The sequence below is a fragment of the Sphingomonas trueperi genome, from assembly GCF_011927635.1.
Classification (GTDB): Bacteria; Pseudomonadota; Alphaproteobacteria; order Sphingomonadales; family Sphingomonadaceae; genus Sphingomonas; species Sphingomonas trueperi.
The window spans coordinates 141,174-167,676 of record NZ_JAATJB010000002.1 but is presented as its reverse complement, the minus strand read 5'-3'; the positions used below and the strand labels follow the sequence as shown (position 1 = coordinate 167,676).

At 65.7% G+C, this 26,503-nt stretch carries 37 protein-coding genes; 2 read left to right on the top strand and 35 right to left on the bottom strand.

The genetic code is table 11. From position 1 onward, the window contains the following. Positions 1–45: 45 nt before the first annotated feature. Both GGR89_RS22005 and GGR89_RS04105 read right to left on the bottom strand, forming a co-directional pair. Positions 46–540: a hypothetical protein gene (locus GGR89_RS22005; protein WP_206431234.1), complete on the bottom strand. Its 495-nt coding sequence runs from the start codon at positions 538–540 to the stop codon at positions 46–48. Between the two features lie 68 nt (positions 541–608). Then, positions 609–1,070 carry a hypothetical protein gene (locus GGR89_RS04105; protein ID WP_125973965.1) on the bottom strand — a complete coding sequence of 154 codons (462 nt, stop codon included), beginning with the start codon at positions 1,068–1,070 and terminating at the stop codon, positions 609–611. A gap of 181 nt (positions 1,071–1,251) precedes the next feature. On the opposite strand from GGR89_RS04105, the gene GGR89_RS04100 reads away from it, so the two are divergent. Both GGR89_RS04100 and GGR89_RS04095 read left to right on the top strand, forming a co-directional pair. After that, complete coding sequence (locus tag GGR89_RS04100; protein ID WP_125973967.1) at positions 1,252–3,999, top strand: [protein-PII] uridylyltransferase; 2,748 nt, start codon at positions 1,252–1,254, stop codon at positions 3,997–3,999. A gap of 16 nt (positions 4,000–4,015) precedes the next feature. Then, the gene (locus GGR89_RS04095) at positions 4,016–4,399 is read left to right on the top strand and encodes a VOC family protein (RefSeq protein WP_125973969.1); all 384 of its coding nucleotides are present in this window, start codon (positions 4,016–4,018) and stop codon (positions 4,397–4,399) included. A gap of 154 nt (positions 4,400–4,553) precedes the next feature. Here the strand turns inward: GGR89_RS04095 and GGR89_RS04090 are convergent, their stop codons facing one another. The 33 genes from GGR89_RS04090 to tuf all read right to left on the bottom strand — a co-directional run bounded on the left by GGR89_RS04090 (position 4,554) and on the right by tuf (position 26,450). After that, a complete protein-coding gene (locus GGR89_RS04090) occupies positions 4,554–5,030 on the bottom strand; it encodes a vgr related protein (protein ID WP_125973971.1) in 477 nt (158 codons plus the stop codon). Between the two features lie 16 nt (positions 5,031–5,046). After that, the gene (locus tag GGR89_RS04085) at positions 5,047–7,188 is read right to left on the bottom strand and encodes a prolyl oligopeptidase family serine peptidase (protein WP_125973973.1); all 2,142 of its coding nucleotides are present in this window, start codon (positions 7,186–7,188) and stop codon (positions 5,047–5,049) included. A gap of 50 nt (positions 7,189–7,238) precedes the next feature. After that, the gene (locus GGR89_RS22580) at positions 7,239–7,367 is read right to left on the bottom strand and encodes a hypothetical protein (protein WP_277600094.1); all 129 of its coding nucleotides are present in this window, start codon (positions 7,365–7,367) and stop codon (positions 7,239–7,241) included. 181 nt (positions 7,368–7,548) lie between these two features. Continuing rightward, positions 7,549–7,971, bottom strand: a complete 423-nt coding sequence (gene rplQ / locus GGR89_RS04080) for a 50S ribosomal protein L17 (RefSeq protein ID WP_125973975.1) — start codon at positions 7,969–7,971, stop codon at positions 7,549–7,551. A 221-nt stretch (positions 7,972–8,192) separates the two neighbouring features. Beyond that, positions 8,193–9,260, bottom strand: a complete 1,068-nt coding sequence (locus tag GGR89_RS04075; RefSeq protein WP_010545746.1) for a DNA-directed RNA polymerase subunit alpha — start codon at positions 9,258–9,260, stop codon at positions 8,193–8,195. 99 nt (positions 9,261–9,359) lie between these two features. After that, on the bottom strand, positions 9,360–9,749 hold the full coding sequence (rpsK, locus tag GGR89_RS04070; RefSeq protein ID WP_019368402.1) for a 30S ribosomal protein S11: 390 nt from the start codon (positions 9,747–9,749) through the stop codon (positions 9,360–9,362). Between the two features lie 79 nt (positions 9,750–9,828). Next, positions 9,829–10,197: a 30S ribosomal protein S13 gene (gene rpsM / locus GGR89_RS04065; RefSeq protein ID WP_010545744.1), complete on the bottom strand. Its 369-nt coding sequence runs from the start codon at positions 10,195–10,197 to the stop codon at positions 9,829–9,831. Positions 10,198–10,646: 449 nt separating this feature from the next. Next, positions 10,647–10,910 carry a hypothetical protein gene (locus GGR89_RS04060; protein WP_125973977.1) on the bottom strand — a complete coding sequence of 88 codons (264 nt, stop codon included), beginning with the start codon at positions 10,908–10,910 and terminating at the stop codon, positions 10,647–10,649. Positions 10,911–11,026: 116 nt separating this feature from the next. Next, on the bottom strand, positions 11,027–11,680 hold the full coding sequence (locus GGR89_RS04055; protein WP_125973979.1) for an adenylate kinase: 654 nt from the start codon (positions 11,678–11,680) through the stop codon (positions 11,027–11,029). Positions 11,681–11,710: 30 nt separating this feature from the next. Continuing rightward, positions 11,711–13,075 (bottom strand): preprotein translocase subunit SecY, encoded by a 1,365-nt coding sequence (gene secY / locus GGR89_RS04050; RefSeq protein WP_125973981.1) that lies wholly within the window; start codon positions 13,073–13,075, stop codon positions 11,711–11,713. A 319-nt stretch (positions 13,076–13,394) separates the two neighbouring features. After that, positions 13,395–13,925, bottom strand: coding sequence for a 50S ribosomal protein L15 (rplO, locus tag GGR89_RS04045; RefSeq protein WP_084583901.1), 531 nt, complete (start codon positions 13,923–13,925; stop codon positions 13,395–13,397). 137 nt (positions 13,926–14,062) lie between these two features. Next, the gene (locus GGR89_RS04040) at positions 14,063–15,364 is read right to left on the bottom strand and encodes a cation:proton antiporter (protein ID WP_125973983.1); all 1,302 of its coding nucleotides are present in this window, start codon (positions 15,362–15,364) and stop codon (positions 14,063–14,065) included. A 148-nt stretch (positions 15,365–15,512) separates the two neighbouring features. Then, positions 15,513–15,692 (bottom strand): 50S ribosomal protein L30, encoded by a 180-nt coding sequence (rpmD, locus tag GGR89_RS04035; RefSeq protein WP_019369689.1) that lies wholly within the window; start codon positions 15,690–15,692, stop codon positions 15,513–15,515. 6 nt (positions 15,693–15,698) lie between these two features. Then, entirely contained in the window at positions 15,699–16,439 is a 741-nt protein-coding gene (gene rpsE, locus GGR89_RS04030; protein ID WP_064313333.1) for a 30S ribosomal protein S5, read from the bottom strand. Position 16,440: 1 nt separating this feature from the next. Then, positions 16,441–16,800, bottom strand: coding sequence for a 50S ribosomal protein L18 (gene rplR, locus GGR89_RS04025; protein WP_174539078.1), 360 nt, complete (start codon positions 16,798–16,800; stop codon positions 16,441–16,443). After that, entirely contained in the window at positions 16,800–17,333 is a 534-nt protein-coding gene (gene rplF / locus GGR89_RS04020; protein WP_010545735.1) for a 50S ribosomal protein L6, read from the bottom strand. Before rplF ends, rplR begins: the two co-directional genes overlap by 1 nt. Continuing rightward, positions 17,333–17,728, bottom strand: a complete 396-nt coding sequence (gene rpsH, locus GGR89_RS04015; RefSeq protein WP_010545734.1) for a 30S ribosomal protein S8 — start codon at positions 17,726–17,728, stop codon at positions 17,333–17,335. The genes rplF and rpsH overlap by 1 nt, the downstream gene beginning before the upstream one ends. 12 nt (positions 17,729–17,740) lie before the next feature. Then, positions 17,741–18,046 carry a 30S ribosomal protein S14 gene (gene rpsN, locus GGR89_RS04010; RefSeq protein ID WP_010545733.1) on the bottom strand — a complete coding sequence of 102 codons (306 nt, stop codon included), beginning with the start codon at positions 18,044–18,046 and terminating at the stop codon, positions 17,741–17,743. Between the two features lie 19 nt (positions 18,047–18,065). Continuing rightward, positions 18,066–18,647, bottom strand: coding sequence for a 50S ribosomal protein L5 (rplE, locus tag GGR89_RS04005; RefSeq protein WP_010545732.1), 582 nt, complete (start codon positions 18,645–18,647; stop codon positions 18,066–18,068). Continuing rightward, positions 18,640–18,957, bottom strand: coding sequence for a 50S ribosomal protein L24 (rplX, locus tag GGR89_RS04000; protein WP_064313336.1), 318 nt, complete (start codon positions 18,955–18,957; stop codon positions 18,640–18,642). Before rplX ends, rplE begins: the two co-directional genes overlap by 8 nt. Then, positions 18,957–19,325 carry a 50S ribosomal protein L14 gene (gene rplN / locus GGR89_RS03995; protein ID WP_010545730.1) on the bottom strand — a complete coding sequence of 123 codons (369 nt, stop codon included), beginning with the start codon at positions 19,323–19,325 and terminating at the stop codon, positions 18,957–18,959. The genes rplX and rplN overlap by 1 nt, the downstream gene beginning before the upstream one ends. Positions 19,326–19,467: 142 nt before the next feature. Beyond that, positions 19,468–19,734 carry a 30S ribosomal protein S17 gene (gene rpsQ, locus GGR89_RS03990; protein WP_064313337.1) on the bottom strand — a complete coding sequence of 89 codons (267 nt, stop codon included), beginning with the start codon at positions 19,732–19,734 and terminating at the stop codon, positions 19,468–19,470. A 13-nt stretch (positions 19,735–19,747) separates the two neighbouring features. Next, positions 19,748–19,951: a 50S ribosomal protein L29 gene (gene rpmC / locus GGR89_RS03985; protein ID WP_010545728.1), complete on the bottom strand. Its 204-nt coding sequence runs from the start codon at positions 19,949–19,951 to the stop codon at positions 19,748–19,750. Between the two features lie 5 nt (positions 19,952–19,956). After that, a complete protein-coding gene (gene rplP, locus GGR89_RS03980) occupies positions 19,957–20,388 on the bottom strand; it encodes a 50S ribosomal protein L16 (RefSeq protein ID WP_064313338.1) in 432 nt (143 codons plus the stop codon). Positions 20,389–20,404: 16 nt separating this feature from the next. Further along, positions 20,405–21,115, bottom strand: a complete 711-nt coding sequence (gene rpsC / locus GGR89_RS03975; protein WP_010545726.1) for a 30S ribosomal protein S3 — start codon at positions 21,113–21,115, stop codon at positions 20,405–20,407. Then, positions 21,115–21,492, bottom strand: coding sequence for a 50S ribosomal protein L22 (gene rplV, locus GGR89_RS03970; RefSeq protein WP_010545725.1), 378 nt, complete (start codon positions 21,490–21,492; stop codon positions 21,115–21,117). Before rplV ends, rpsC begins: the two co-directional genes overlap by 1 nt. Then, positions 21,492–21,770: a 30S ribosomal protein S19 gene (rpsS, locus tag GGR89_RS03965; protein WP_010545724.1), complete on the bottom strand. Its 279-nt coding sequence runs from the start codon at positions 21,768–21,770 to the stop codon at positions 21,492–21,494. Before rpsS ends, rplV begins: the two co-directional genes overlap by 1 nt. 3 nt (positions 21,771–21,773) lie before the next feature. Then, the gene (gene rplB / locus GGR89_RS03960; protein WP_125973985.1) at positions 21,774–22,625 is read right to left on the bottom strand and encodes a 50S ribosomal protein L2; all 852 of its coding nucleotides are present in this window, start codon (positions 22,623–22,625) and stop codon (positions 21,774–21,776) included. Positions 22,626–22,629: 4 nt separating this feature from the next. After that, positions 22,630–22,941: a 50S ribosomal protein L23 gene (locus tag GGR89_RS03955; RefSeq protein WP_010545722.1), complete on the bottom strand. Its 312-nt coding sequence runs from the start codon at positions 22,939–22,941 to the stop codon at positions 22,630–22,632. Beyond that, positions 22,934–23,560: a 50S ribosomal protein L4 gene (rplD, locus tag GGR89_RS03950; RefSeq protein ID WP_064313339.1), complete on the bottom strand. Its 627-nt coding sequence runs from the start codon at positions 23,558–23,560 to the stop codon at positions 22,934–22,936. Before rplD ends, GGR89_RS03955 begins: the two co-directional genes overlap by 8 nt. Then, on the bottom strand, positions 23,561–24,310 hold the full coding sequence (gene rplC / locus GGR89_RS03945; protein ID WP_010545720.1) for a 50S ribosomal protein L3: 750 nt from the start codon (positions 24,308–24,310) through the stop codon (positions 23,561–23,563). It abuts the gene before it with no gap. A 364-nt stretch (positions 24,311–24,674) separates the two neighbouring features. After that, the gene (rpsJ, locus tag GGR89_RS03940) at positions 24,675–24,986 is read right to left on the bottom strand and encodes a 30S ribosomal protein S10 (protein ID WP_010545719.1); all 312 of its coding nucleotides are present in this window, start codon (positions 24,984–24,986) and stop codon (positions 24,675–24,677) included. A 270-nt stretch (positions 24,987–25,256) separates the two neighbouring features. Next, complete coding sequence (gene tuf, locus GGR89_RS03935) at positions 25,257–26,450, bottom strand: elongation factor Tu (protein WP_010545718.1); 1,194 nt, start codon at positions 26,448–26,450, stop codon at positions 25,257–25,259. Between the last annotated feature and the right edge of the window lie 53 nt (positions 26,451–26,503).

Sequence of the window (26,503 nt, the reverse complement as noted above, 5' to 3'; positions counted from 1 at the left end):
CGCGGCCGCGCGGAAGGTTGCGCGGCCGTGCCGATCCGGGGAGGATCAGGAAGGTGCTGCGTCGTTGCGGCGAAGCTCGTCGGCCTGGCCGGCGACCAGCGTCGGCGCCGAGCCACCGGCCAGCGCGGGCGCGAAGGCCTCGCGCTCGTTCGCCGGGATCGACGCAGTCGGATCGGGGCGGAACTGCTCGATCGCGCGCTGGCTGCCATCGGGATGGCTGTCGCCCATCAGGTCGGTCGGCACCGTGCCCGACTCCGCCGCACCAGCGCGGCGATTCCACAGCGTGCCGAACGCAATCGCACCGACTGCGCCCAGCCCGGCGGCAGCGATGGCCGCAATGCCGGTCCGTCCTAGCGTCGAGCGCTTCCGGACCGTGGTCGCCGGCGCGGCTGCCCTGGGCGCCCGCTTCGGGCGAGCCTTGGGGGCAGGCTTTGCAGCCGCCGGCTCCGGCTTGGTGCCGGCAGCCGCAGCCGCGGTCGCGGCCTTGGGCGTGCGCTTGCGCGGCGTGGGGGTCTTGGGCGTCTTGCTGGCGGTGGCCATCGAAATCTCCTTTCGGTTACGGCACGGTCAACGGGCCGGGATGCGGGGGTGTTCCGAGCGATGCGCGATCAGCGGACGCAAATGCGGGTGCGTTGGTTCACCCAGCAGCCATCCTTGCGGGTGACGGTGCCCAGCGGATCGCCAGCCCTGTCGTCGTCGGGATCGGCATTCCAGGTCGCATCGGCCATGCCGTCGGCGCGGGTGGTGACCACGGCGAAGTGCGACTGGGCGGGCTTGCCGGCGCTCCAGGTGTTGAGGGTGTAGCCGCCGTCCCCCATCGGATAGACCTGGCACTGCCCGTCGAGCAGCGTCTTGCCGTCGACCTCGAAGCGGCATCGCCTGGCGGCGGAGCGCGGCGCGGCTTCGTCCTTCGCCACAGGCGTGTCGATGGGCACCGGCGCGGGGCTGGGGGTTGCGACGAGCGGTGAGTCGACGTTCGCCGTCGCGGTGGTGTCGGCGACCTGCGGGCTGTTGCAGGCGGCCAGCGGTGCGAGGAGCAGCAGCGCCGCAGCGATGGAGCGGGTCTTCAAGGGCAAACGGCGTCTCCGCATGAGGTTGCCCCGCCCTACCGAGCAGCACAGCTTTTGTTCCCGCTTAGACGGCACAGCAAGCAATAGCCCCTCCCCTGCAGGGGAGGGGCTTAAGAAGAGAAATGCGCCCCCCACCCCTTCCCGCGTGAACTTCCTCCCAATTCCTCCTATCTGACTCCCCATGCCGACCCGCTTCGCTTCCGTGCCCCACCGCCGCGCCCTGATCGATCGCCGTGCCGTCGCCGAACGCCTCGCCGCGCTGGAGGCCCGCGACACCGCCGCGCTGCGCCAGGCGGGGGCCACCGAGCTCAAGGCCGTCCTCGCCACCGGCCAGGCGGAGATTGCCCGCCGCCTCGCCGAACACCCCTCGCGTGGCCTCGAAGCCGCCGCGGCGGGCGCCTTCCTCACCGACCAGATCCTGCGCCTGCTATGGGACTTCACCGTCGAGCGGCTCCATCCCAATGCCAATCCCACCGCCGCCGAGCGGATGACGCTGATCGCGGTGGGCGGCTATGGCCGCGGCGAAATGGCGCCGCATTCAGATATCGATATCGGCTTCCTCACCCCCTGGAAGGTCACCGGCTGGAGCGAGCAGGTGATCGAATCGATGCTCTATTCGCTGTGGGACATGCGGCTGAAGGTGGGGCATTCGTCGCGTTCGCTGGACGAGATGGTGCGCCAGGCCAAGGCCGACGTCACCGTCTGCACCGCACTGGTCGAGGCGCGCTATGTCTGGGGCGATACCGAGCTGTATGACGAGGCGGCGCGGCGCTTCAAGGCCGAGGTCCAGGCCGACAGCGCGCGCGGCTTCATCACCGCCAAGCTCGAGGAACGCAACGCCCGCCACAAGAAGATGGGCGACAGCCGCTATGTCGTCGAACCCAATGTGAAGGAGGGCAAGGGCGGCCTGCGCGATCTCCACACGCTCTTCTGGATCGGCAAGTTCGCCTACAATGTGCGCGAGCCTGCCGAGCTGGTCGAGGCCGGGCTGCTGACGCCGGCGGAGTATCGCCAGTTCCGCCGCGCCGAGAATTTCCTCTGGGCGGTGCGCTGCCAGCTCCACCTGATCACCAACCGCCCCGAGGATCGCCTCACCTTCGACGTCCAGCGCGAGATCGCCGAGCGGATGCGCTTCGCCGACCGACCGGGCATGTCCAAGGTCGAGCGCTTCATGCGCTACTATTTCCTCCAGGCGAAGGTGGTGGGGGACCTCACCGGCGTGTTCCTCGCTCATCTCGACGAGAAGTTCGCCGCGCGCGGCCGGCGCTTCGGCTTCCCGGCGCTGTGGCGCGGGCGGCGCAAGCTCAAGGGCTTCGTGCTCGAGCGCGGTCGGCTGGCGCTGCCGCGCGACACCTTCTTCCGCGAGGATCCCGTCCGCCTGATCGAGCTGTTCGCGCTCGCCGACCTGCACGAGGTGGAGATCCACCCACTGGCGATGCGCGCCGCCGCGCGCGACGCCAAGCTGGTCGACGACGTCCGCACCGACCCGCGCGCCAACGCGCTGTTCCTCGACGTGCTGACCTCCCCGCGCGATCCGGAAACGGTGCTGCGCTGGATGAACGAGGCGGGCGTGTTCGGCCGCTTCGTGCCCGACTTCGGCCGTGTCGTCGCGCAGATGCAGTTCGACATGTACCATCACTACACGGTGGACGAGCATTCGATCCGCGCGATCGGGCTGCTCAGCAAGATCGAGAAGGGGCAGCTCAAGGAAGACCATCCGCTCGCCAGCGGCATCCTCCACCAGCTCGCCTCGCGCCGTGCGCTGTACGTGGCGGTGCTGCTGCACGACATCGCCAAGGGCCGCAGCGGCGACCATTCGATCCTGGGTGCCGAAGTGGCGGAGCGGCTTTGCCCGCGCCTCGGCCTGACGCCGGGTGAGACCGAGATGGTGGCGTGGCTGGTCCGCTGGCACCTGCTGATGTCCGCCACCGCCTTCAAGCGCGACCTCGCCGACTTCAAGACCATCCTCGACTTTACCGCCCAGGTGCAGAGCGCCGAGCGCCTCCGCATGCTGCTGGCGCTGACCGTGGTCGACATCCGCGCGGTCGGCCCCGGCGTGTGGAACGGCTGGAAGCGCCAGCTGCTTGGCGGGCTGTACGAAGCCGCCGAGGAAGTGCTGCGGCTCGGCCACAAGCAGCGCGGCCGCACCGAACGGATCGCCGCCAAGCAGGAGGAGCTGGCCGCCGCCCTCGGCTGGACGCCCGCCAAGTTCGAGGCGTTCAAGCGCCGCTTCACCGAAAGCTACTGGATCGCCGAGCCGATCGACGTGCTGGAACGCAACGCCGCGATGGTCGCCGCGGCGGGAGACGCGACGCTGCACGTCGAGGCGCAGGTCTATCCCGATCGCGGTGCGACGCTGGTCACGGTCTATGCCGCCGACCATCCCGGCCTGTTCTACCGCATCGCCGGCGCCATCCACGTCGCCGGCGGCAATATCATCGACGCGCGCATCCACACGACGCGCGACGGCATGGCGCTCGACAATTTTCTCGTCCAGGACCCGTTCGGCCAGCCCTTCGACGAGGAAGCGCGGCTTACCCGGCTCAAGACCGGCATCGCCGATGCGCTGGCCAACCGCGCGCGGCTCTCCGAACGGCTCAAGACCAAGGCGCCGGTGCGCCTGCGCGCCGACGCCTTCTCGATCGAACCCAATGTGTTCATCGACAACAAGGCGTCGAACCGCTTCACCGTCATCGAAGTCAATGCGCGCGATCGGCCAGCCTTGCTCTACAGTCTCGCCAATGCGCTGTTCCAGTCGAAGGTGACGATCCACTCGGCGCATGTCGCGACGTACGGAGAGCGCGCGGTCGATACCTTCTATCTGACCGACCTGATCGGCGATAAGATCAGCTCGACGTCGCGACTCAAGACGATCGAGCGGCGCCTGCTGGAGGCCGCGGCCGGCGAGGAGGTTGCCCAGGCCGCCTGATCGGGGGGGGACCAACATGCCGGTAGTGGGGCTGGGCGGGTTTTTCTTTCGCGCACAGGATCCGGAAGGGCTGAAGAGCTGGTACCAGGAGATGCTGGGCGTCGGCGGCGGCTGCGGCACCGATCCCAGCGGCCAGGCGAGCCCCTGGTTCTGGTACCCCGAGCCCGGCGGCGTCATCTTCCAGCCGTTCCAGGCGGACACCACCTACTACGCCGGTGACAAACAGGTGATGCTCAACCTGCGGGTGATCGACCTCGACGGGCTGCTCGAGCAGCTCAACGCCGCGGGCGTCGCCATCGAGACGCGGGCCGAATGGGACACGCCGGAGACCGGCCGCTTCGCCCGAATCCATGATCCGGAGGGCAATCCGATCGAGCTGTGGGAGCCGCCGGCGGAGTAGCGGAAAGCGCCGCCGCCTCCACCATCGTCATCCCGGCGAACGCCGGGATCCATTGGGGTCTCCGTCGCGGCTCTTGCTCAGGCGGAGAGGCGACTGGATCCCGGCTTTCGCCGGGATGACGGCATGTAGCGTTCGACGCGGCTACCCGCCGCGGCTACCCCGTCCCGAACGGCAGGATCGACTCCAGCGTCGCCAACGGCAGCGCCCCCGGCACCGTCGCACCCTGGCGCAGCAGAAACACGTGGCGGACGATCTCGGCCTGCTGCTCGATGCCGTAGCGCGTCAGCGTCCAGCCCGCCTTGATGCTGTAGTGGTAGCGGCAGAACGGGTGCCGACGCAGCACCAGGTTCAGGCCCTGCTGGTGCTGCCAGACATGCACCAGCTCGTGGATCAGATGCCCCTGCAGCCCCAGCCCCGCGCTGGCGAAACAGTCCCGATAGGCCTCCCCCGCCGGATGGAAGTGGAGATGCCCGCGCGGCGCCATCGTCACGTTCCGCGGCTGGAAGGGAAACCATTTCCGCCGGAAAATCCGCACCGGATCGAGGTCGATCGCATCGCCGAACATGCCGCGGGCCAGCGCGCGCTCGGCATCGGTGAGGGGGCGGCCCTGTCGCGCGTCGTCGCCGGACATGGCCGCCCTTCCCTGCTTACTTGATCGAAAGCCCCGTCCACTTGGCGGCGAACGCCCAGAGGTCGGCGGTTTCCTCGATCACCTTGTCGGTCGGCTTGCCCGAGCCATGGCCGGCGCGGGTCTCGATGCGGATCAGGTGCGGGCGGTCGCCGATCTGGGCATGCTGCAGCGCCGCCGTGTACTTGAAGCTGTGGCCGGGCACCACGCGGTCGTCGGTATCCGCCGTGCTCACCAGAATGGCGGGATAGTCCACGCCGCTCCTGATGTTGTGATAGGGCGAATAGGCAAACAGCCGCTTGAAGTCCGCTTCCTTTGACGGATAGCCATAATCGTCGACCCAGTAGCGCCCGGCGGTGAACCGGTCGAAGCGGGTCATGTCCATCACGCCCACTGCCGGCAGCGCGGCGGCGAACAGGTCCGGGCGCTGGTTGGTCACCGCACCGACCAGCAGGCCGCCGTTCGATCCGCCCTGGATCGCCAGCTGGCCCTTGCCGGTGATGCCTTGCTTGATCAGATACTCGCCCGCGCCGATGAAATCGTCGAACACGTTCTGCTTGTTGGCGAGGCGGCCGCCGTCGTGCCAGGCCTTGCCGTACTCGCCGCCGCCGCGGATGTTCGCCACGACGAACACGCCGCCCTGCTCCAGCCAGGCCAGCCGGCCCGCCGAGAATCCCGGGGTGATCGGGATGTTGAACCCGCCATAGCCGTAGAGGATCGTCGGCGCGGGGCCGGTGACGCTCTTCTTGCGGACGATGAACATCGGCACCCTGGTGCCGTCCTTCGAGGCATAGAAGCGCTGCTCGACCGCATAGTCCTGCGGGTTGAACGCGACCTTGGGGCTTGCCCAGGGCTCGGCCTTGCCGGTCTTCACGTCGTAGCGGAAGATCGTGGTCGGATAGTTGAAGCTGGTGAAGGCGAAGAAGGTCTCGCCCTCGTGCGGATGCCCGCCGAACCCGCTCGCGGTGCCGATGCCGGGGAGGGCCACCTTGCCGTCGGCCTTGCCGTCCAGCGTGTAGCGGCGCACCTCGGTGGCGGCATCGACCATGTAGCTGAGGATCAGCCGGTCGCCCACGATCGACTGGCCGGCCAGCGTCTCCTTCTGCTCGGGCACCACCTCGTGCGGGGTCAGCGCCGGATCGGCAAGATCGATGGTGACGATCCGCTGGCGGGGCGCGCCATCGTCGGTCGCGAACCAGAACTTGGTGCCGACATTGCCGATCGCCGACCAGTCATGCTCGAGCGTGCCGATGACCGTCTTCGCCTTCCAGGCGGGATCCTGCAGATCGACGATGTGGACGAGGTTCTTGTTGTCGGTGCCCTCGCTGGTCGTGATCACCAGATAGCGGCCGTCATCGGTGATGCCGGCATAATGGCTCTGCCTGGGCGTCGCCGGGGTTTCGTAGACCAGCCGGTCGGCGCTCTGCTGGGTGCCGAGCTTGTGGAAATAGACGCGGTGATTCTCGTTGAGCGCCTGGAACTTGGCGTCCGCCGGCGGCTCGGGATAGCGCGAGTAGAAGAAGCCGCTACCGTCCTTGGCCCAGGCCACGCCCATGGTGAACTTGGCCCAGCTGACCGTGTCGCCCGTGTCCTTGCCGGTGGCGACGTCGAGCACCTTGATCGTGCGCCAGTCGGTGCCGCCGTCCTGGATCGAATAGGCGAGCAGCTTGCCGTCCTCGCTCGGCAGCCATTCGGCGAGCGCGGTGGCCCCGTCCTTCGACCAGCCATTGGGATCGATCAGCACGCGGCCCTGGCCGTTCAGGCCATCGCGGACGAACAGCACCGCCTGGTTCTGCAGGCCGCTATTGTGCGCGTAGAAATAGCGCCCGCCCTTCTGCTCGGGCAGGCCGAAGCGCTCATAATCGAACAGCTGCTTGATCCGCGCCTTGAGCGTGTCACGCCCCGGCAGCGTCGCCAGATAGGCGTCGGTGACCTTGTTCTCGGCCTCGACCCAGGCCGCGACCTCCTTGTCGTTGCGGACGTCGTTTTCCAGCCAGCGATAGGGATCGGCAACCTTCACCCCGAACTGTTCATCCACCACGTCGACGCGGCGGGTTTCGGGATAGGCGAAGTTGGACATCGGCGCATTGGTCTCCGGCTTGGTGGTCTGGGCGAAGGCGGGGCTGGCGAAGAGTAAAGGCAGGATCAATGCACGGCGCATTCAGGGGCTCCCAAAGAATGCGCCTACCCTAGGCAGCCTGGTGCCCCGGCTCAAGCAAAGCCGGTAAGCTCGATCGCCCAGGCAAAGGCGGCAAGCGGCGACAGCGCCAGCAGCGCGGCGATCCACGCGCCGACATCGATGGGCGCGGACCTGCGCACCCGGTTGGACTTGCGAGACATGGTAGTTCTCCAGCGCCGCCAGACGCGGCGGCGCACCCTGTTGTTCGGGCGCGGAGATGGGGAGCGTGCGATGGATTGCAAGCGAAACGAAACTTGGGTGGCGGTAAGAAAACCTGCCCAAAAGAAAAGGGCGGCCGCATCGCGACCGCCCTTCCCCGGTTCGTTCCCAACGAAGCGCCGATCAGGCGGCGTCGTCGAACTCCTCGTCCGACAGCACCGGACCCGAATCCTGACCCTTGGCCGAGACGTCGCGGTCGACGAACTCGATGATCGCCATCGGCGACGCGTCCGAGGCGCGGATGCCGGCCTTGATAATGCGGGTGTAGCCGCCGTTGCGATCGGCGTAGCGCGCTGCCAGCACGTCGAACAGCTTCACCAGCTGGGCGTCGTCCATCAGGCGCGCATGGGCCAGACGACGGTTGGACAGGCCACCCTTCTTGGCGAGGGTGATCAGCTTCTCGACGTACGGGCGCAGTTCCTTCGCCTTGGCGACGGTGGTGGTGATCTGCTCGTGCTTGATGAGCGCGGCGCTCATGTTGCGGAACAGGGCAATACGGTGGGCCGAGGTACGCTGAAGCTTACGGCCGCCGACGCGATGGCGCATGGTTCTTTCCTTCGTTCGTTAAGGGGCCGTTCGACGGAACCCCAGACCAGGCGGTGCGAGAAGGGCCACCGCCCAAAACCCTAAGTGTAGGAAGTCGAGGCTTGCGCCGAACTTCCTGTGCCGGCCCGACGCGGCGAAGCCGCGTCGTCGGTCGAGCCGTTACCGGCTCGCCGGCCGGGCTATCGCCGTCTCGCGGGTAGCTCGCGCTACCCGCGTGCGGCTCAGCCCATGATCTCCTGCTCGAGCTTCTTGGCCATTTCCTCGATGTTCTCGGGCGGCCAGCCCGGGATTTCCATGCCGAGGCGCAAGCCCATGCTGGAGAGGACTTCCTTGATCTCGTTGAGCGACTTGCGGCCGAAGTTCGGCGTGCGCAGCATCTCGGCTTCGGTCTTCTGGACCAGATCGCCGATATAGATGATGTTGTCGTTCTTGAGGCAGTTGGCCGAGCGCACCGAAAGCTCGAGCTCGTCGACCTTCTTGAGCAGGTAGCGGTTGATCTGCGCGGCATCGCCTGCGCCACCTTCCGCCGGAGCCGCTGCCGGCGCCATGCCGACCGGGGCCGCCCGGGTGATCGACGAGTCGTCGAAGTGGACGAACAGCGCCAGCTGGTCCTGCAGGATCCGCGCGGCGTAGGCCAGCGAGTCCTCCGGGGTCACCGTGCCGTCAGTCTCGACGGTCAGCGTGAGCTTGTCGTAATCGAGCTCCTGGCCGACGCGGGTGTTCTCGACCTTGTAGGACACCTGGCGCACCGGGCTGAACAGCGCATCGACCGGGATCAGGCCGATCGGCGCATCCGCCGGGCGGTTCGCGGTAGCGGGCACATAGCCCTTACCCACGTCCGCGGTCAGTTCCATGTTCAGGGTCGCGCCGTCGTCGAGATGGCAGATCACCAGCTCGGGGTTCATCACTTCGATGTCGCCCGAAACCGCGATGTCGCCCGCCTTCACTTCCGCCGGGCCGGTGGCCGACAGCTGCAGACGCTTCGGGCCTTCGCCCTGCATCTTGAGCGCGATCTGCTTCACATTGAGGACGATGTCGGTCACGTCCTCGCGCACGCCGGCGAGCGACGAGAATTCGTGCAGCACGTTCTCGATCTTGATCGAGGTGACTGCCGCGCCCTGCAGCGACGACAGCAGCACGCGGCGCAGCGCGTTGCCGAGGGTGAGGCCGAAGCCCCGCTCCAGCGGCTCGGCGACGAACGTCGACTTCCGCTTGGGATCGCCACCGGGCTTCTTCTCGAGGCCGTTGGGCTTCTTGAGTTCCTGCCAGTTCTTAGCGTTGACCGACACGGGCTTTCCTCATGTTGGGCGGGGAAGAGGCATTCCCCGCCAGGTATTTACTGCAAGACCGCGAGACCCGCCTCAGGGCCCGCGGTGCAAGCAGGACGTTTAGACGCGGCGACGCTTCGACGGCCGCACGCCGTTATGGGGGATCGCCGTCACGTCGCGGATCGAGGTGATCTGGAAGCCGACCGCCTGCAGCGCGCGCAGCGCCGACTCACGGCCCGAACCCGGACCCTTGACTTCGACCTCGAGGGTGCGAACGCCGTGCTCGGCGGCCTTGCGGCCGGCGTCTTCGGCGGCGACCTGCGCGGCATACGGGGTCGACTTGCGCGAGCCCTTGAAGCCCATCATGCCCGCCGACGACCAGCTGATCGCGTTGCCCTGCGCGTCGGTGATGGTGATCATGGTGTTGTTGAAGCTGGCGTTCACATGCGCGACGCCGGCGGTGATGTTCTTGCGTTCGCGACGGCGAATACGCTGCGGTTCACGTGCCATTTGGAATTTCCTGACCTAGAAGCTTGGTGCCTGGAGGCGCGAGGCCTCGGGGGAAGAAGTGCGCGCTGGGGAGCGCTGCTTACTTCTTCTTGCCGGCGATCGGCTTGGCCTTGCCCTTGCGGGTGCGCGCATTGGTGTGCGTGCGCTGGCCGCGGACCGGCAGGCCCTTGCGGTGACGCAGGCCGCGATAGCAGGCCAGGTCCATCAGGCGCTTGATGTTCATCGCCACCTGGCGACGAAGATCACCTTCCACGGTGTAGCCGGCGTCGATCGCTTCGCGGATCTGCAGCACTTCCTGGTCGCTCAGGTCCTGCACGCGGCGCTCCGGCGCGATGCCGAGCTGCGTGGTGAGTTCCTTGGCCTTTGCGGGGCCGATGCCGTGGATATACTGCAGCGCGATGACGACGCGCTTGTTGGTCGGGATGTTAACACCCGCAATACGTGCCATGAAATATATTCTCCCAGCTCCACGAGGCACTGCATGGCAGCGGCGCCCCATCTCGTAGCGTTGCCTTCCGAAATGCAGCGGCACGACGCACGCGATGGAGCGCCGCCGTAATCTACTGTTCCGGAAGTTGGGCGAGATACGGGGCCGCAGGCGAACTGTCAAGCGCCGCGGAGCCGGAAAATGCTGAACCCTCCTTATATAGCAAGGTTCCCGGCGCGCCAAGCGCGGTGAGGGGCGCGGCGGCGAAGCGCGTCCCGTTTCGGATAGGGGGATGGGGCTAACACAAGTTGCTAGGAAGAGTGGCATTGCAGCCCTCCCGCTGTCACCCCGGCGAAAGCCGGGGTCCATTGGGGCCTCGCTATCGGCTTTTGCCGCGACGGAGCGGCGAATGGATCCCGGCTTTCGCCGGGATGACGGCGATTTTTGGGTGGGAAGCGGACGTTACGAGCCTACTTCTCGCGTGTTTCCACGACGTGGAGATTGAACGGCTTGCCTGAGATGTCCAAGGTGCAACCCCAAGCCTTTGCAACACCCGGCACAGGCTTGGGTGTCATTCTCACGAGATCGCCAAAGGCGGGCTTCAATTCGGGAAATGAGGAAGAAATCGGTGCGAGTAAGAAGCCGGTATAGTTGCTGCTTCTGTCCTGAAACACCTTCGTTCTGCCATCATAAGACATGACGTACGTGTAGAGCGGCATCGTTTCTTTCTGCATCGCGGAGGTTGAATGTACGACGAAGAGACCCGCTCGATCAATGTCGCGTTCTGGGCCGGGAGCCGACTAAGCGCCCCCACGAATCAAAAAGGGCGGGGTTTCCCCCGCCCTTGTCTTTATCCCTGCCCGTCGAGCACCGCGGCGATCTGCCGCGTCACTTCGTCGATATCGGCCATGCCGTCGACTCGCCGGACCAGCCCCTTCTCCTCGTAGAAGGGCAGGATCGGCGCGGTCTTGGCGCGGTACTCCGCCATGCGGGTGCGCACCGTCTCGGCATTGTCGTCGGGGCGGCGCTTGAACTCGGTCGAACCGCACACATCGCACACGCCGTCCGCCTTGGGCAGCTTGTACTTGTCGTGATAGCCCTCGCCGCACTTCGCACAGGTGAAGCGGCCCTCGACGCGATCGACCAGCGCCTCTTCGTTAACGAGCAGCTCGATCACATAGTCAAGCTTGCGGCCGCGCTCGGCGAGCAGCCCATCCAGCGACTCGGCCTGCGCATAGGTGCGCGGATAGCCGTCGAAGATCGCACCCTTCTCGGTGTCGGCCATGTCGAGCCGCTCGCCGATGATCCCCGAGACGATTGCGTCGGAGACGAGCTGGCCCGCCTCCATCACTGCCTTGGCCTTCAGGCCCGTGGGCGTCCCCGCCTTCACCGCGGCGCGCAGCATGTCGCCCGTGGACAGCTGCACCATGCCGCGCTCGGTCTCGAGACGCTTCGCCTGGGTGCCCTTACCGGCCCCCGGCGGACCCAACAGGATGATGTTCAACAGGTACCTCCCCTTGTGCCGCCGCGCCGATCAGCGCGCGCGGCCGCCCTTGAGCTTCGCCTTCTTGATCAGGTCGCCATACTGGTGGGCCAGCAGGTGCGACTGGATCTGCGTCACCGTGTCCATGGTTACGTTGACGACGATGAGAAGGCTAGTGCCGCCCATCAGGAACGGGATGCTCATCGCGGAGAACGCCCATTCCGGCAGCAGGCAGATGATGGTCAGATAGGCTGCACCGATCACGGTGATGCGGGTCAGCACATAGTCGAAATACAGCTCGGTGTTCTTGCCCGGGCGGATGCCGGGGACGAAGCCGCCATAGCGCTTCAGATTGTCCGCCGTCTCCTCGGGGTTGAAGACCACCGCCGTGTAGAAGAACGAGAAGAAAATGATGCCGGCCGCATAGAGCGACATGTAGATCGGCGAACCGTGGCGCAGCCAGATGTTCAGGTTCGCGATCAGGTCGCCCCACCAGCTGTCGCCGCTCGCGGCCTGGCCGGCGAACTGGGTGATCGTCAGCGGCAGCAGCAGCAGCGACGAGGCGAAGATCGGGGGGATCACGCCGGCGGTGTTGAGCTTGAGCGGCAGGTGGCTGCGCTCGGCCTGGACGCCGCGCGCGGTCTGACGCTTCGGATACTGGATCAGGATGCGGCGCTGGGCGCGCTCCATGAAGCAGATGAACAGCACGAGCGCGGCGACGCAGACGATCACGAAGATCAGGCGCAGCGGATCGATCGAGCCCGAACGGCCGCTCTCGAACAGCTGGACCAGCGTCACCGGCAGGCGGGCGACGATGCCGGCCATGATGATCAGCGAAATGCCGTTGCCGATGCCGCGGCTGGTGATCTGCTCGCCGATCCACATCAGGAACATGGTGCCGCCGATCAGGCTGACCACGGCGGTTATGGTGAAGGCGATGCCGGGTTCGACGACCGGGCTGAGACCGTTAGCGGCGCCGGCAGCCTCGAGGCCCTGCACCAGGAAATAGCCCTGGATGGCGGTGAGCAGCACGGTGCCGTAGCGGGTGTACTGGTTCAGCCGCTTGCGGCCGCTCTCGCCTTCCTTCTTGATCGCCGCCAGCTGCGGCGACAGCGACGAGGCAAGCTGCACGACGATCGACGCGGTGATGTAGGGCATCACGCCCATCGCCACGATCGACATGCGCGACAGCGCGCCGCCGGTGAAGTTGTTGAAGAAGTCGAGCACGCCGCCCTGGGTCTGCTGCGCGAGCAGGCCGAGCGCGGTCGGGTCGATACCCGGCAGCGGCACATAGCTCAGCATGCGGAAGACGATCAGCGCGCCGAGGGTGAACCACAGGCGCTTCTTGAGGTCGGTGGCCTTGCTGAACTTCGCCAGATTGATGCTGGAGGCCAGCTGGTCGGCTGCGGATGCCATTTCGTATCTTCGTCCCGGATAAGTGACGGGCGCTCCCCCGCCCTGCGGAGTCGCATATAGGGGTTGTGCGCGGCTTGTCTAATGGCTGCGGGCGCGGAAGGGAACCGGCACCTGCACCGACCTTCGCCCCATCCTTCGTCATTCCGGCGAAAGCCGGAATCCATTGGGGCCACCGTATCGGCGCTTGCCGCAACGGAGCGGCGAATGGATCCCGGCTTTCGCCGGGATGACGGAAACGAGGGAAGCGGCGTCTTCAGCGACGCGCACCAGCCCAGCACGAAGGAAGGCGGAGCCTTGGGAGCCCCGCCTTCGCATGTCGTCAGCCCTGCTTGGCGGCCTTGGCAGCGGCCTGGGCCGTGCGGTGCTTCGCCTTGTGCTTCTCGGCAGCCGGAACGATCTCCGGCACGGTGACCGAGCCACCGGCCTTCTCGACCGCCTCACGCGCACCGGCGGAAACGCCGGCGACGGTGAAGTTCAGCTTCGCGGTGAGCGAACCCTTGCCGAGCAGGCGGACGCCGTCCTTGCCGCCACGGGCCAGGCCGGCGGCCTTCAGCGCGGCGTGATCGATGTCGGTGCCGGTCAGCTTGCCCGAATCGACGGCCTTCTGGATCTCGCCCAGGTTCACCTCGGCATAGTCCTTGGCGAAGATGTTGTTGAAGCCGCGCTTCGGCAGACGCATGTGGAGCGGCATCTGACCGCCCTCGAAGCCCTTGATCGAGACGCCTTCGCGGCTCTTCTGACCCTTGACGCCGCGGCCACCGGTCTTGCCCTTGCCCGAGCCGATACCACGGCCGATGCGCATACGGCGATGACGGGCGCCCTGGTTGTCGTTGAGTTCGTTCAGCTTCATGATGTGTGCACTCGCTTTCGCTTTTGTCGCGCGTTGATGGGAAGCGCGGGCTCATAGCGGCGAGCGGGGGGAATGTCGACTCTTGTTTGACCCTTGCGGAGCCGGTTCGCATCGATCGGGGCACGGGCTTCAGCCGATCAGTCGTGCGCAGGCCCCTGCAGCCCCGGTGGGGCACCCGCGGCATCCGGATCCCGGCCATGCCATCGGTCCAGCGAGCGCATGATCGGCGTCACCGTCAGGCCATGCAGCAGGATCGAGAAGAATACGACGAGACCGACCAGGCCCCAAAGCCGCCCTGCATCGGCCACCTCCATGTGATTCAGGCCATATGCGAGGTAGTAGATCGTTCCCACTCCGCGGATCCCGAAGAACGCCAGCGTCCATTTCTCTCCCGCATCGGCGGGATATCCCAGCAGGCCGATCCAGCCGCAGAGGGGCCGGATCACCAGCAGGATCACTGCGGCAACGGCGGCATCGATCCAGGTCACCGCCGCCAGCAAGCCGCTCACCAGGGCACCGCCGAACAGGATCAGCAGGATCATCATCACTAGCCGCTCCACCTGCTCGATGATGGTGTGCATCTCGTGATGTAGATCATGCTCCCGGTGGGCATGGCGGAAGGTGAGCGCGGTTACGAAGACCGCCAGGAAGCCATAGACGTGGATCGCCTCGGTGAGGCCGTAGGAAACGAAGGTGGCGGACAGGGCGATCAGACCGTCCCCGGTCCTCGCCAGCTTGGTCTCTGCCTGGATGTGGAAGGTGACCCAACCAAAAGCGCGGCCGACCAGCCATCCCGCGACCACACCCCCCACGATTTCCCAGGCCACCCGATAGGTGAGCCATTCCACGAGCCACGGCGTCCCGGACGCGGTGGCAGCAGCGAGCATGACGGCCAAGTGGACGAACGGGAAGGCCGCACCGTCGTTGACACCGGCCTCCGACGTCAGCCCGAACCGAACCTCGTCCTCCTCGCCGGTCCTCGGCGGCCCCACCTGGACATCCGCTGCCAATACGGGGTCTGTCGGCGCGAGACTGGCCGCCAGCAGCAGCGCTATCGCGATCGGCAAGCCGAGCGCCCATCCTGCGAGCATGGCGATGGCGAGGATGCTGAGCGGCATCGTTACACCGATCAGCCGCCAGGTGCAGGCCCAGCGCCGCACGCCGAACAGGCGGTCGATCTTCAGCCCGGCACCCATCAGCGCGATGATCACGATCAGCTCGGTGAAGCGCTCGGTGATCTCGGGATAGCGCCAGGGCAGCGGGCGCAGCGTCACGCCGGGGAGCAGGAAGATACCCGCCCCGATGGCAATGCAGACGATCGGAAGCGACAACGGCAACCGCCGCAGCGCCAAAGGCAGCCACGCGACCAGCGCGATAAGCACGCCCAACCCCGTCAGGATCAGGATGTACGGGTCTGGAAACAGAGCAGTGGCGTTCATCGCTGGATAAGCGATCGGGGTAGCGGATCGGTCCTCGCCGGCGGCGATTTGCACGCCGCCCCGCCCCTCTCCGTCGGTCACAACGAAAAAGGGCGGTGGTTGCCCACCGCCCTTTTCGTTTTGTCGCCTGGCTCGGCAGACCGAAGGCTCAGCCCTCGATCACTTCCACCATGTGCGGCAGCTTGCGGATCATGCCGCGGACCTCGGGGCTGTCTTCCAGCTCCGAAACCTTGTGCATCTTGTTGAGGCCAAGGCCGATCAGCGTGGCGCGCTGATCCTTGGTGCGGCGGATCGGCGAGCCGATCTGCTTGATCTTGATCTTCGCCATGATCGTTTACTCCGTAACGGCCGCAGCGTCCGCCTCGGCGGTCTGCGAACCACCGCGGCCGAGCAGGTCGGCGATCTTCTTGCCACGGCGCTGCGCGACCGACTTCGGCGAAGTCTGCTCACCCAGTGCCTCGAACGTGGCGCGGATCATGTTGTACGGGTTCGAGGTGCCGACAGACTTGGTCACCACATCGGCCACGCCCAGCGATTCGAAGATCGCGCGCATCGGGCCGCCGGCGATGATGCCGGTACCCTGGGGCGCCGAACGGACGGTCACGCGGCCTGCGCCGAAATGGCCGTTGCCATCGTGGTGGAGCGTGCGGCCTTCCTTCAGCGGAACGCGGATCATCGCCTTCTTCGCCGAAGCGGTCGCCTTCGAGATGGCTTCCGGCACTTCGCGCGCCTTGCCATGACCGAAGCCGACACGGCCCTTGCCGTCGCCGACGACGACGAGCGCTGCGAAGCCGAAGCGCTTGCCGCCCTTCACCGTCTTCGAGACGCGGTTGATGTGGACGAGCTTTTCAATCAGCTCCTCGCCACCGTCGTCCTGCGGACCACCGCGACGATCGTCGCGGCGACCACGGTTGCCATCGCGACCGCCACGGCCGCGGTTGTCACCGCCGCCGCCCGGGCCGCCACGGCCACGGCCGCCACGCGAACCACGACCCTGCTGCTGCTGGTCGGGAGCCGCCTGGCCGGCGTCCTGCGCCTCGACCGGTGCTTCGGTCGTGTTGATTTCATCGGCCATCTTAGAACTCCAATCCGCTCTCACGCGCGGCATCCGCCAGCGCCTTGACGCGACCATGGTAGAGGAAGCCACCGCGGTCGAAGACGACCTGGGTGATGCCGGCGGCCTTGGCGGCCTCGGCAACGCGCTTGCCCACTTCCTGTGCCGCGGCGATCGTGGCGCCGGTCTGGCCACGCACGTCCTTCTCGAGCGTGGAAGCCGAGGCGACGGTGCGACCTGCGGCGTCGTCGATCACCTGGGCATAGATGTGCTTGCCCGAGCGATGGATCGACAGACGAGGACGGCCACCGGCCCGCGCACGCAGCGCGGTACGGTTGCGGCGACGACGCTTTTCGAAAAGCGAAAGACCCTTGGTGCTGATCACTTCTTCTTCCCTTCCTTGCGGAAGATGAATTCGCCATCGTACTTGATGCCCTTGCCCTTATAGGGCTCCGGCTTGCGCCAACGGCGGATTTCCGCGGCCACCTGGCCGACCTTCTGCTTGTCGATGCCCGAGATCTCGACCGTGGTCTGATCCGGCGTCTTGATCTCGATCCCTTCCGGGATGTCGAAGTTGACGTCGTGCGAATAGCCGAGCTGCAGCTTCAGGACCTTGCCCTGCGAGGCAGCGCGGTAGCCCACGCCGGTGATCAGCAGCTTCTTGGTGAAGCCGGTGGTCACGCCGGTGACGAGGTTCTGCACCAGGGTACGCTGCATGCCCCAGAAGGCACGGGCGCGCTTGGTCTCGTTCGCCGGCTGCACCGAGATGCCGCCGTCGGTGAGCTCGTACTTGATGTCGTCCGCGAGCGGCATGGTGAGGGTGCCCTTGGGCCCCTTCACCGAGATCTGCCCGCCGTCGATGTTCGCGGTCACGCCCGCGGGGACGGGAACCGGCTTCTTACCGATGCGGCTCATCAGAACACCTCCGCCAGCACTTCGCCGCCGACATTCTGTTCGCGCGCTTCGGCGTCGGACAGAACGCCGCGAGGCGTCGAGACGATCGTGATGCCGAGGCCGTTGCGGACGCGCGGAAGCTCCTGCGAACCCGAATAGACACGGCGGCCGGGCTTCGAGATGCGCGCGACGTGCTTGATCGCCGGCTGGCCCTCGAAATACTTCAGCTCGATGCGGATGCCGGCCGCGGGGCCCATCTGCTCTTCGCTGTAGCCACGGATATAGCCCTCGCGCTGAAGCACGTCGAGGACACGGACACGCAACTTCGACGCCGGCGTGAGGACGGAGTCCTTGCGCGCGCGCTGACCGTTGCGGATGCGGGTGAGCATGTCACCCAGGGGATCGGTCACTGCCATCTTGCGTGTCCTTTACCAGCTCGACTTCGTGACACCCGGGATCAGGCCCTTGTTGGCCAGATCGCGCAGCATGACACGTGCGAGACGGAACTTGCGGTAATAAGCGCGGGGACGACCCGTCAGCTCACACCGGTTGCGAATGCGGGTCGGGTTCCCGTTGCGGGGAATCTCGGCCATCTTGAGCCGTGCGATGAGACGCTCGGTCTCATCCAGGCTTTCGTCGTTCGCAATCGCCTTGAGCTTCGCATACTTGCCGGCATACTTCTTCACCAGCTGCTTGCGACGCTCGTTCTTGTTGATCGAACTCAGTTTCGCCATGACTTAAGTTCTTCCTTCCTTACGCCGCCTGCTTCGTTTCGCCGTCCGCCTGCGGGAACGGGAAACCGAAGAGACGGAGAAGCTCGCGAGCCTCGTCATCCGTCTTGGCAGTGGTGGTAACGATCACGTCCATGCCGCGCACCTTGTCGATGCGGTCATAGTTGATTTCGGGGAACACGAGCTGTTCCTTCAGGCCGCAGGCATAGTTGCCACGGCCGTCGAACGACTTCGGGTTCAGGCCGCGGAAGTCGCGGACACGCGGGAGCGCGATCGTGATGAAACGATCGAGGAACTCGTACATGCGCTCACGACGAAGGGTAACCTTCGCGCCGATCGGCATGCCTTCACGCAGCTTGAACTGCGCGATCGACTTCTTCGCCTTGGTCACGACGGGCTTCTGGCCGGCGATCAGTTCCATTTCAGAAGCGGCCTGCTCGACCTTCTTCTTGTCCTGGGTGGCTTCACCAACGCCCATGTTCAGCACGATCTTTTCGATGCGCGGAATTTCCATGACGTTCTTGTAGCCGAACTTCTCGGTCATCGCCTTGACGATCTGCTCGTCATAGAGCTTGCGCAGGCGAGGCGTGTACTTGTCAGCCATTGATGACCTCCCCGGTCTTGACGGCGACGCGAACCTTCTTGCCGTCACGTTCTTCGAAGCGGACGCGGGTCGGCTTGCCGTCGGCGGTCACGTGCGCGACCTTCGAGACATGCAGCGGCGCTTCGATACGCACCAGGCCACCCTGGGGCTCGCCCTGGGTCGGCTTCTTGTGGCGAACGGCGATGTTCACGCCGGAAACGACGACCTTGTCGTCCTTCGGCAGCGACTTGACGACCTCACCGGTCTTGCCCTTGTCCTTGCCGGACAGGACAACGACCTTGTCGCCCTTCTTGATCTTGGCAGCAGCCATCACAGCACCTCGGGGGCGAGCGAAATGATCTTCATGAAGCCCTTCGAGCGGAGCTCGCGGACCACCGGGCCAAAGATACGGGTGCCGATCGGCTCCTCGTTCTTGTTGACCAGCACGGCAGCATTACCGTCGAAACGGATCACCGAGCCGTCGGTGCGGCGGATGTCCTTCGCCGTGCGGACGATAACCGCGCGGTGGACGTCGCCCTTCTTAACCTTGCCGCGGGGAGCGGCTTCCTTGATGCTGACGACGATGACGTCGCCCACGCCGGCGAAGCGACGCTTCGACCCGCCCAGCACCTTGATGCACTGCACCCGCTTCGCGCCGCTGTTGTCAGCGACGTCGAGATTGGACTGCATCTGGATCATCGATCCGGTTCCTTCTCGTTTGGCCTGCCGGGACGCGCCCGGTGGTTCCGTTTCTAATGCGTCACCCCGGCCTCACGGCCGGGGCACCAAAGCGGCGGCCTATGACCGCAACTCGAGTTCTCCGCAAGAGCGGAGATGACGATTATGCGTCGACCGTGTTCGGCGTCGCGTGGGTATCGACCCGCCCGATCACCTTCCAGGTCTTCAGCTTGGAGATCGGCGCAGTCTCTTCGATGCGCACGGTCTCGCCGGCCTTGTACTCATTCGCCTCGTCATGGGCGTGGTACTTCTTCGAGCGGCGGATGATCTTCCCGTAGAGCGGGTGCTTCACCTTACGCTCCACCAGAACCACCACGGTCTTGTCGCCCTTGTCCGAGACGACATTTCCGGTCAGCACGCGCTTCGGCATGGTCTCGGTCCTCTTACTTGGCAGTCGAGCGCGAGCGCTCGTTCTGCAGCGTCTTGATACGGGCGATGTCGCGACGCACTTCCCGCACGCGGGTCGGCTTCTCGAGCTGGCTGGTGGCGGCCTGGAAGCGCAGGTTGAACTGCTCGCGCTTCAGGTTGCCCAGCTGCTCGGCGAGCTGGTCGTCGGTGTTGGCCCGAAAGTCGGTTGCCTTGGTCATTTCTCTCAGCCCTCCAGGTGCGTCGTGTCGCCGAGGCGAGCGACGACCTTGGTCTTGATCGGCAGCTTCATCGCGGCGCGCTCGAACGCTTCCGCGGCGAGCGGGCCGGGAACGCCGTCCAGCTCGAACAGGATGCGGCCCGGCTTGACGCGGGCGACCCAGAATTCCGGCGAACCCTTGCCCGAGCCCATGCGGACTTCGGCGGGCTTCGACGAAACCGGAACATCCGGGAAGATGCGGATCCAGAGACGACCCTGACGCTTGATGTGACGCGTGATCGCGCGGCGAGCCGCCTCGATCTGGCGCGCGGTGATCCGCTCGGGCTCCATCGCCTTCAGGCCATAGGAGCCGAAGTTGAGCGCCGTACCACCCTTGGCGTCGCCATGGATGCGGCCCTTGAAGGCCTTACGGAACTTGGTGCGCTTCGGTTGCAGCATTGTTCTGTCCTAGTCCTTAGCGGCGATGATCGTCGCGCGACGGGCGCACGCCCGAGGTCTGCGCCTCGAGGTTCAGCCGGTCCTGCGCCATCGGATCGTGACCGAGGATTTCGCCCTTGAAGATCCAGACCTTCACGCCGCACACGCCATAGGCGGTGTGGGCTTCGGCCTCGGCATAGTCGACGTTCGCGCGCAGCGTGTGCAGCGGAACGCGGCCTTCACGGTACCATTCGGTGCGGGCGATTTCCGCGCCGCCCAGACGGCCGGCGCAGGTGATACGAATGCCCTCGGCGCCGAGACGGAGTGCCGACTGCACCGCGCGCTTCATCGCACGACGGAACGCGATACGGCGCTCCAGCTGGTCCGCCACGCCCTGCGCGACGAGCTTCGCATCGACTTCCGGCTTGCGGATCTCGACGATGTTGAGCGAGACGTCGGACGAGGTCATCGCGCCGAGCGTCTTGCGCAGCTTCTCGATGTCCGCGCCCTTCTTGCCGATGATCACGCCGGGACGCGCCGCGAAGATCGAGATGCGGCACAGCTTGGCCGGACGCTCGATGACCACCTTCGAGATCGCGGCCTGCGGCAGCGTCTTGAGGATGAACTTGCGGATCTTGAGGTCCTCCAGTAGCAGACGGCCATAGTCATGGCCTTCCGCGAACCAGCGGCTGTCCCAGGTGCGGTTGATCTGCAGGCGCAGACCGATGGGATTGCTCTTCTGACCCATTATGCTTCTTCCTGCTCGCGCACGACGATGCGCAGACGGCTGAACGGCTTCAGGATGCGGGTGGACTTGCCACGGCCGCGCGTCGCGAAGCGCTTCATCGTGATCGACTTGCCGACCGAGGCCTCGGCGACGACGAGCGCGTCGACGTCGAGGTTGTGGTTGTTCTCGGCGTTGGCGATGGCCGAAGCCAGCACCTTGCGGGCGTCGACCGCCATCGCCTTCTTCGAGAAGGCGAGGATGTTCATCGCTTCCGCGGCGGTGCGGCCACGGATCAGACCGGCAACCAGGTTCAGCTTCTGGGCCGAACCACGGATCTGGGTGGCGACGGCAAGGGCTTCCTTGTCGCCGACCTTACGGGGGGCTGCCTGCTTGCTCATTAGCGCTTACCCTTCTTGTCGGCGGCGTGGCCGGGGAAGAAGCGGGTCGGCGCGAACTCGCCGAGCTTCATGCCGACCATTTCCTCGTTGACCGACACCGGCACGAACTTGCGGCCGTTGTAGACGTTGAACGTCAGACCAACGAACTGCGGGAGGATCGTCGAGCGACGCGACCAGGTCTTGATCGGACCAGCGCGCGTGCCCTGATCCTGGGCGGCTTCTGCCTTCTTGAGAAGGTGCAGGTCCACGAACGGACCCTTCCATACGGAGCGAGCCATCTATCAGCCCTTCTTCTTCGCGTGACGCGAACGGATGATCATCTTGTCCGTCGCCTTGTTGTGGCGGGTGCGCGCACCCTTGGTCGGCTTGCCCCACGGGGTAACCGGGTGACGGCCGCCCGAGGTACGGCCTTCACCACCGCCGTGCGGGTGGTCGACCGGGTTCTTCGCGACACCGCGGGTGAGCGGACGCGCACCCTGCCAGCGGCTACGACCGGCCTTGCCGAAGTTCTGGTTCTGGTTGTCGGGGTTCGACACCGCACCCACCGTCGCCATGCAGGCGGCGTGGATGTAGCGCTGCTCACCCGAGCCCAGACGCACGATCACCATGCCGCGGTCACGACCGACGACCTGGACGTACGCACCGGCAGAGCGGGCGATCTGACCGCCCTTGCCCGGCTTCATCTCCACATTGTGGACGATGGTGCCGACCGGCATCTGGCCCAGCTCCATGGCGTTGCCCGGCTTCACGTCGGTCTTCTTGCCCGCGATCACCTTGTCGCCGACAGCGAGACGCTGCGGCGCGATGATGTAGGCCAGACGATCCTTGCCGGCTTCGTCGGCGCCGTAGTTGATCAGCGCGATGAAGGCGGTGCGGTTCGGGTCATACTCGATCCGCTCGACGGCGCCTTCGACGTCCCACAGGCGGCGCTTGAAATCGACGATGCGATAGCGCTGCTTGTGACCGCCGCCGATGCCACGCGAGGTGACATGGCCCTTGTTGTTACGGCCGCCGGTCTTCGTCTTGCCTTCGGTCAGCGCCTTGACGGGGCGACCCTTGAAGAGCTGCGAGCGGTCGATCAGGATCAGCCCGCGGACGCCAGGCGACGTCGGATTATAGTTCTTGAGCGCCATGGTCTCAGATCCCCGTGGTCACGTCGATCTGTTCGCCCTGGGCGAGCGTCACGACCGCTTTCTTAAAGTCCGAACGGCGGTAGGGCGCGCCCTTCCACTTCTTGGTCTTGCCCTTCTGGACGAGGGTGTTCACGCCGGTGACCTTGACGTTGAACAGCGCCTCGACGGCAGCCTTGATCTCCGGCTTGGTCGCGTCGTTGGCGACCTTGAAGACCACGGCGTTCGCCTCGGAGACGAGCGTCGACTTTTCGGTGATGTGCGGGGCGAGCACCACGTCGTAGTGACGGATGTCGACCGGCTTGGACTGCTTAGCCATTGAAGCGCGCCTCCAGCTTCTCGACGGCAGCGCGGGTCAGGACCAGCGTGTCGCTCTTCAGGATGTCGTAGACGTTGGCGCCGATCGCCGGCAGCACGTCCACCTGGTGCAGGTTGCCTGCCGCCAGCGCGAAGCTGTTCTCGATGGTGTCGCCATCGATCACCAGGGCCTTCTTGCCGAAGCCCAGCTTCTCGAGGTTGCCGGCCAGGACCTTGGTCTTGCCGTTCTCGACGACCAGGCTGTCCATGACGATCAGCGAACCCGCCTTGGCGTGGCTCGACAGCGCCATCTTCAGGCCCAGCGCGCGGATCTTCTTGTTCAGCGACGGATTGAAGTCGCGAACACGGGCACCGTGCGCCTTACCACCGCCGATGAACACCGGCGCGCGGCGATCGCCGTGACGGGCGGTACCACCGCCCTTCTGGCGGCCCCACTTCTTGCCCGAACGCGCAACGTCCGAACGCTCGCGGGTGCCACGGGCAGTGCCGCGACGCTTCTCGAGCTGCCAGGTGACGACGCGGTGCAGGATGTCGGCGCGCGGATCGAGACCGAAGATCTCGTCGTTGAGCTCGATATCGCCCTTCTCGGCGGCGTCGAGGGTTTGAACCTTGACCTTCACTTAGCCCTCCTGGCCTTCGGTGGCTTCCGGAGCGGCCACGGCGGGCGCTTCGGCGGGAGCCTCGTTGCTGTTCGCGACGGTCTTCAGACCGGCGGGGTACGGCGCTTCGGCGTGACGGGCGACCTTGACGGCGTCCTTCACGATCAGCCAGCCGCCCTTCGAGCCCGGAACCGAACCCTTGACGAAGATCAGGCCGCGCTCGGCATCGGTGCCGACCACTTCCAGATTCTGCTGGGTGCGATTGCGGTCGCCCATGTGACCGGCCATCTTCTTGTTCTTGAAGACGCGACCCGGATCCTGGCGGTTACCGGTCGAACCGTGCGAACGGTGCGAGACGGAAACGCCGTGGGTGGCGCGCAGACCGCCAAAGCCCCAACGCTTCATGGCGCCGGCGAAACCCTTACCCTGGGTACGGCCCGACACGTCGACCAGCTGGCCCGCGACGAAATGGTCGGCCGAGATCTCGGCGCCCACGTCCAGCAGACCATCTTCCTCGACGCGGAATTCGCAGAGGATTGCCTTCGGCTCGACTTCGGCCTTGCCGAAGTGGCCGCGCTGCGGCTTGGCGACGTTCTTGGCCTTCGCCGTGCCGGCGCCGACCTGAACGGCCACATAGCCATCCTTTTCGGTGGTGCGCTGTGCGACCACCTGGACGCCTTCCAGTGCCAGAACGGTCACCGGCACGTGCCGGCCGTCGTCCTGGAACAGGCGGGTCATCCCCATCTTCTTCGCGATAACGCCAGTGCGCATCGGCCTGTTGCTCCTATTACAGAGGCACCCCCGGGACCATTCCCGCGGGTGCGTGTCCAACCCTGAATGTTTTACTGCGAAGCCCCCGTCCGGGCTGAACCTCCACCTTGCGGTGGAAGAGACGGGGGACGCAGGCCCGGCCACTCGAAAGCCGCCGGCGGTATCCCTTGTCGCTGCGGACCTGGTCGGCCCGCCACTCCTTGCGTTGGATCGGGAAACGATCCGGTCGAGGAGGATGGCGACTCCGCATGCGGAGCCGCGAATCTCGTGGAAGCGGCGCCTTTACGTCAGCTAGGCTTCCATGTCCACCGCATTAAAGGGTGAACGCCAAAAGCCCCCGCGAAGCGCGGGGGCGTCAGCCGGCTCAGGCCAGCTTGATCTCGACGTCGACGCCGGCGGCCAGGTCGAGCTTCATGAGCGCGTCCACGGTCTGCGGGGTCGGCTGAACGATGTCGAGCATGCGCTTGTAGGTGCGCGTCTCGAACTGCTCGCGCGACTTCTTATCGATGTGCGGGCCACGGTTGACCGTGAACTTATCGATGTGAGTCGGGAGCGGGATGGGGCCACGGATGAGGGCGCCGGTACGGCGGGCGGTGTCGGCAATGTCGCCGGCAGCCTGATCGAGCACGCGGTGATCGAACGCCTTGAGGCGAATGCGGATATTCTGCGTTTCCATGGTCCTACCGATGCGAAAGAGCGGGGCAACGCACCCAATTGCCATCCCGGCGAAGCCCCGGCCCCTGCCCCATCCGCTTGCTAGAGCGATTCGGGCGGCGCCGGTTGAACCGGAACGGCGGCTGGATGGCCGCCTCTTGCTGTTGAACTCAAAACTCGAAGGGCGCGCCTTTAACGGGCCTTCTATAAAAAGGCAACCGCCCGACACTCATTTTCTGAGTGCCGGGCGGAACCTTTTTGCAGTCACCGGCGGGCCGAGGCCCGCAAATGCTTACTTGTCGATCGAGGCAACCACGCCCGCGCCGACGGTACGACCGCCTTCACGGATGGTGAAGCGCTGGCCGACGTCCATGGCGATCGGCGCGATCAGCTTGACGCCGAGGGCGATGTTGTCGCCCGGCATCACCATCTCGGTGCCCTCGGGCAGCTCGACGGTGCCGGTCACGTCCGTGGTACGGAAGTAGAACTGCGGGCGATAGTTCGCGAAGAACGGCGTGTGACGGCCACCCTCGTCCTTCGACAGGACGTACACTTCCGACTTGAACTCGGTGTGCGGCTTGATCGAGCCCGGCTTCGCCAGAACCTGACCACGCTCCACCTCGTCGCGAGCGACGCCGCGCAGCAGCGCACCGACGTTGTCGCCGGCCTGGCCCTGGTCGAGCAGCTTGCGGAACATTTCGACGCCCGTGACGGTGGTCTTGCGGGTGTCGTGGATGCCGACGATCTCGACTTCTTCACCAACCTTGATGATGCCGGTTTCGACACGGCCGGTCACCACGGTGCCGCGACCCGAGATCGAGAACACGTCTTCGATCGGCATCATGAACGGCTTGTCGAGCGGACGCTCCGGCTCCGGGATCGACTCGTCGACAGCGGCCATGAGCGCCAGAATGGCGTCCTTGCCCAGCTTGTCGTCGGTGCCGTTCAGAGCAGCGGTCGCCGAACCACGGATGATCGGAATGTTGTCGCCGTCGAACTCACGCTTGGAGAGCTCTTCGCGGATTTCCATTTCGACCAGCTCGAGGATTTCCTCGTCGTCGACCAGGTCGCACTTGTTGAGGAACACGACCATGGTCGGCACGCCGACCTGACGGGCGAGCAGGATGTGCTCCTTGGTCTGCGGCATCGGACCGTCGGTCGCTGCCACCACCAGGATCGCGCCGTCCATCTGCGCTGCGCCGGTGATCATGTTCTTCACGTAGTCGGCGTGACCCGGGCAGTCGACGTGCGCATAGTGACGGCTGTTCGTCTCATACTCGACGTGCGCGGTCGAGATGGTGATGCCGCGCTCGCGCTCTTCCGGAGCCTTGTCGATGTTCGCGAAATCGACCGCTGCGTTGCCCGCAACGTTCTCCGCCAGGATCTTCGTGATCGCAGCCGTCAGCGACGTCTTGCCATGGTCGACGTGACCGATGGTGCCGATGTTGAGGTGCGGTTTGCTCCGATCGAACTTTGCCTTCGCCATTGTCTTCCTACCTTCTGATTCAATTTCCCGTGCCGCCATGGGGACTCGCGAGA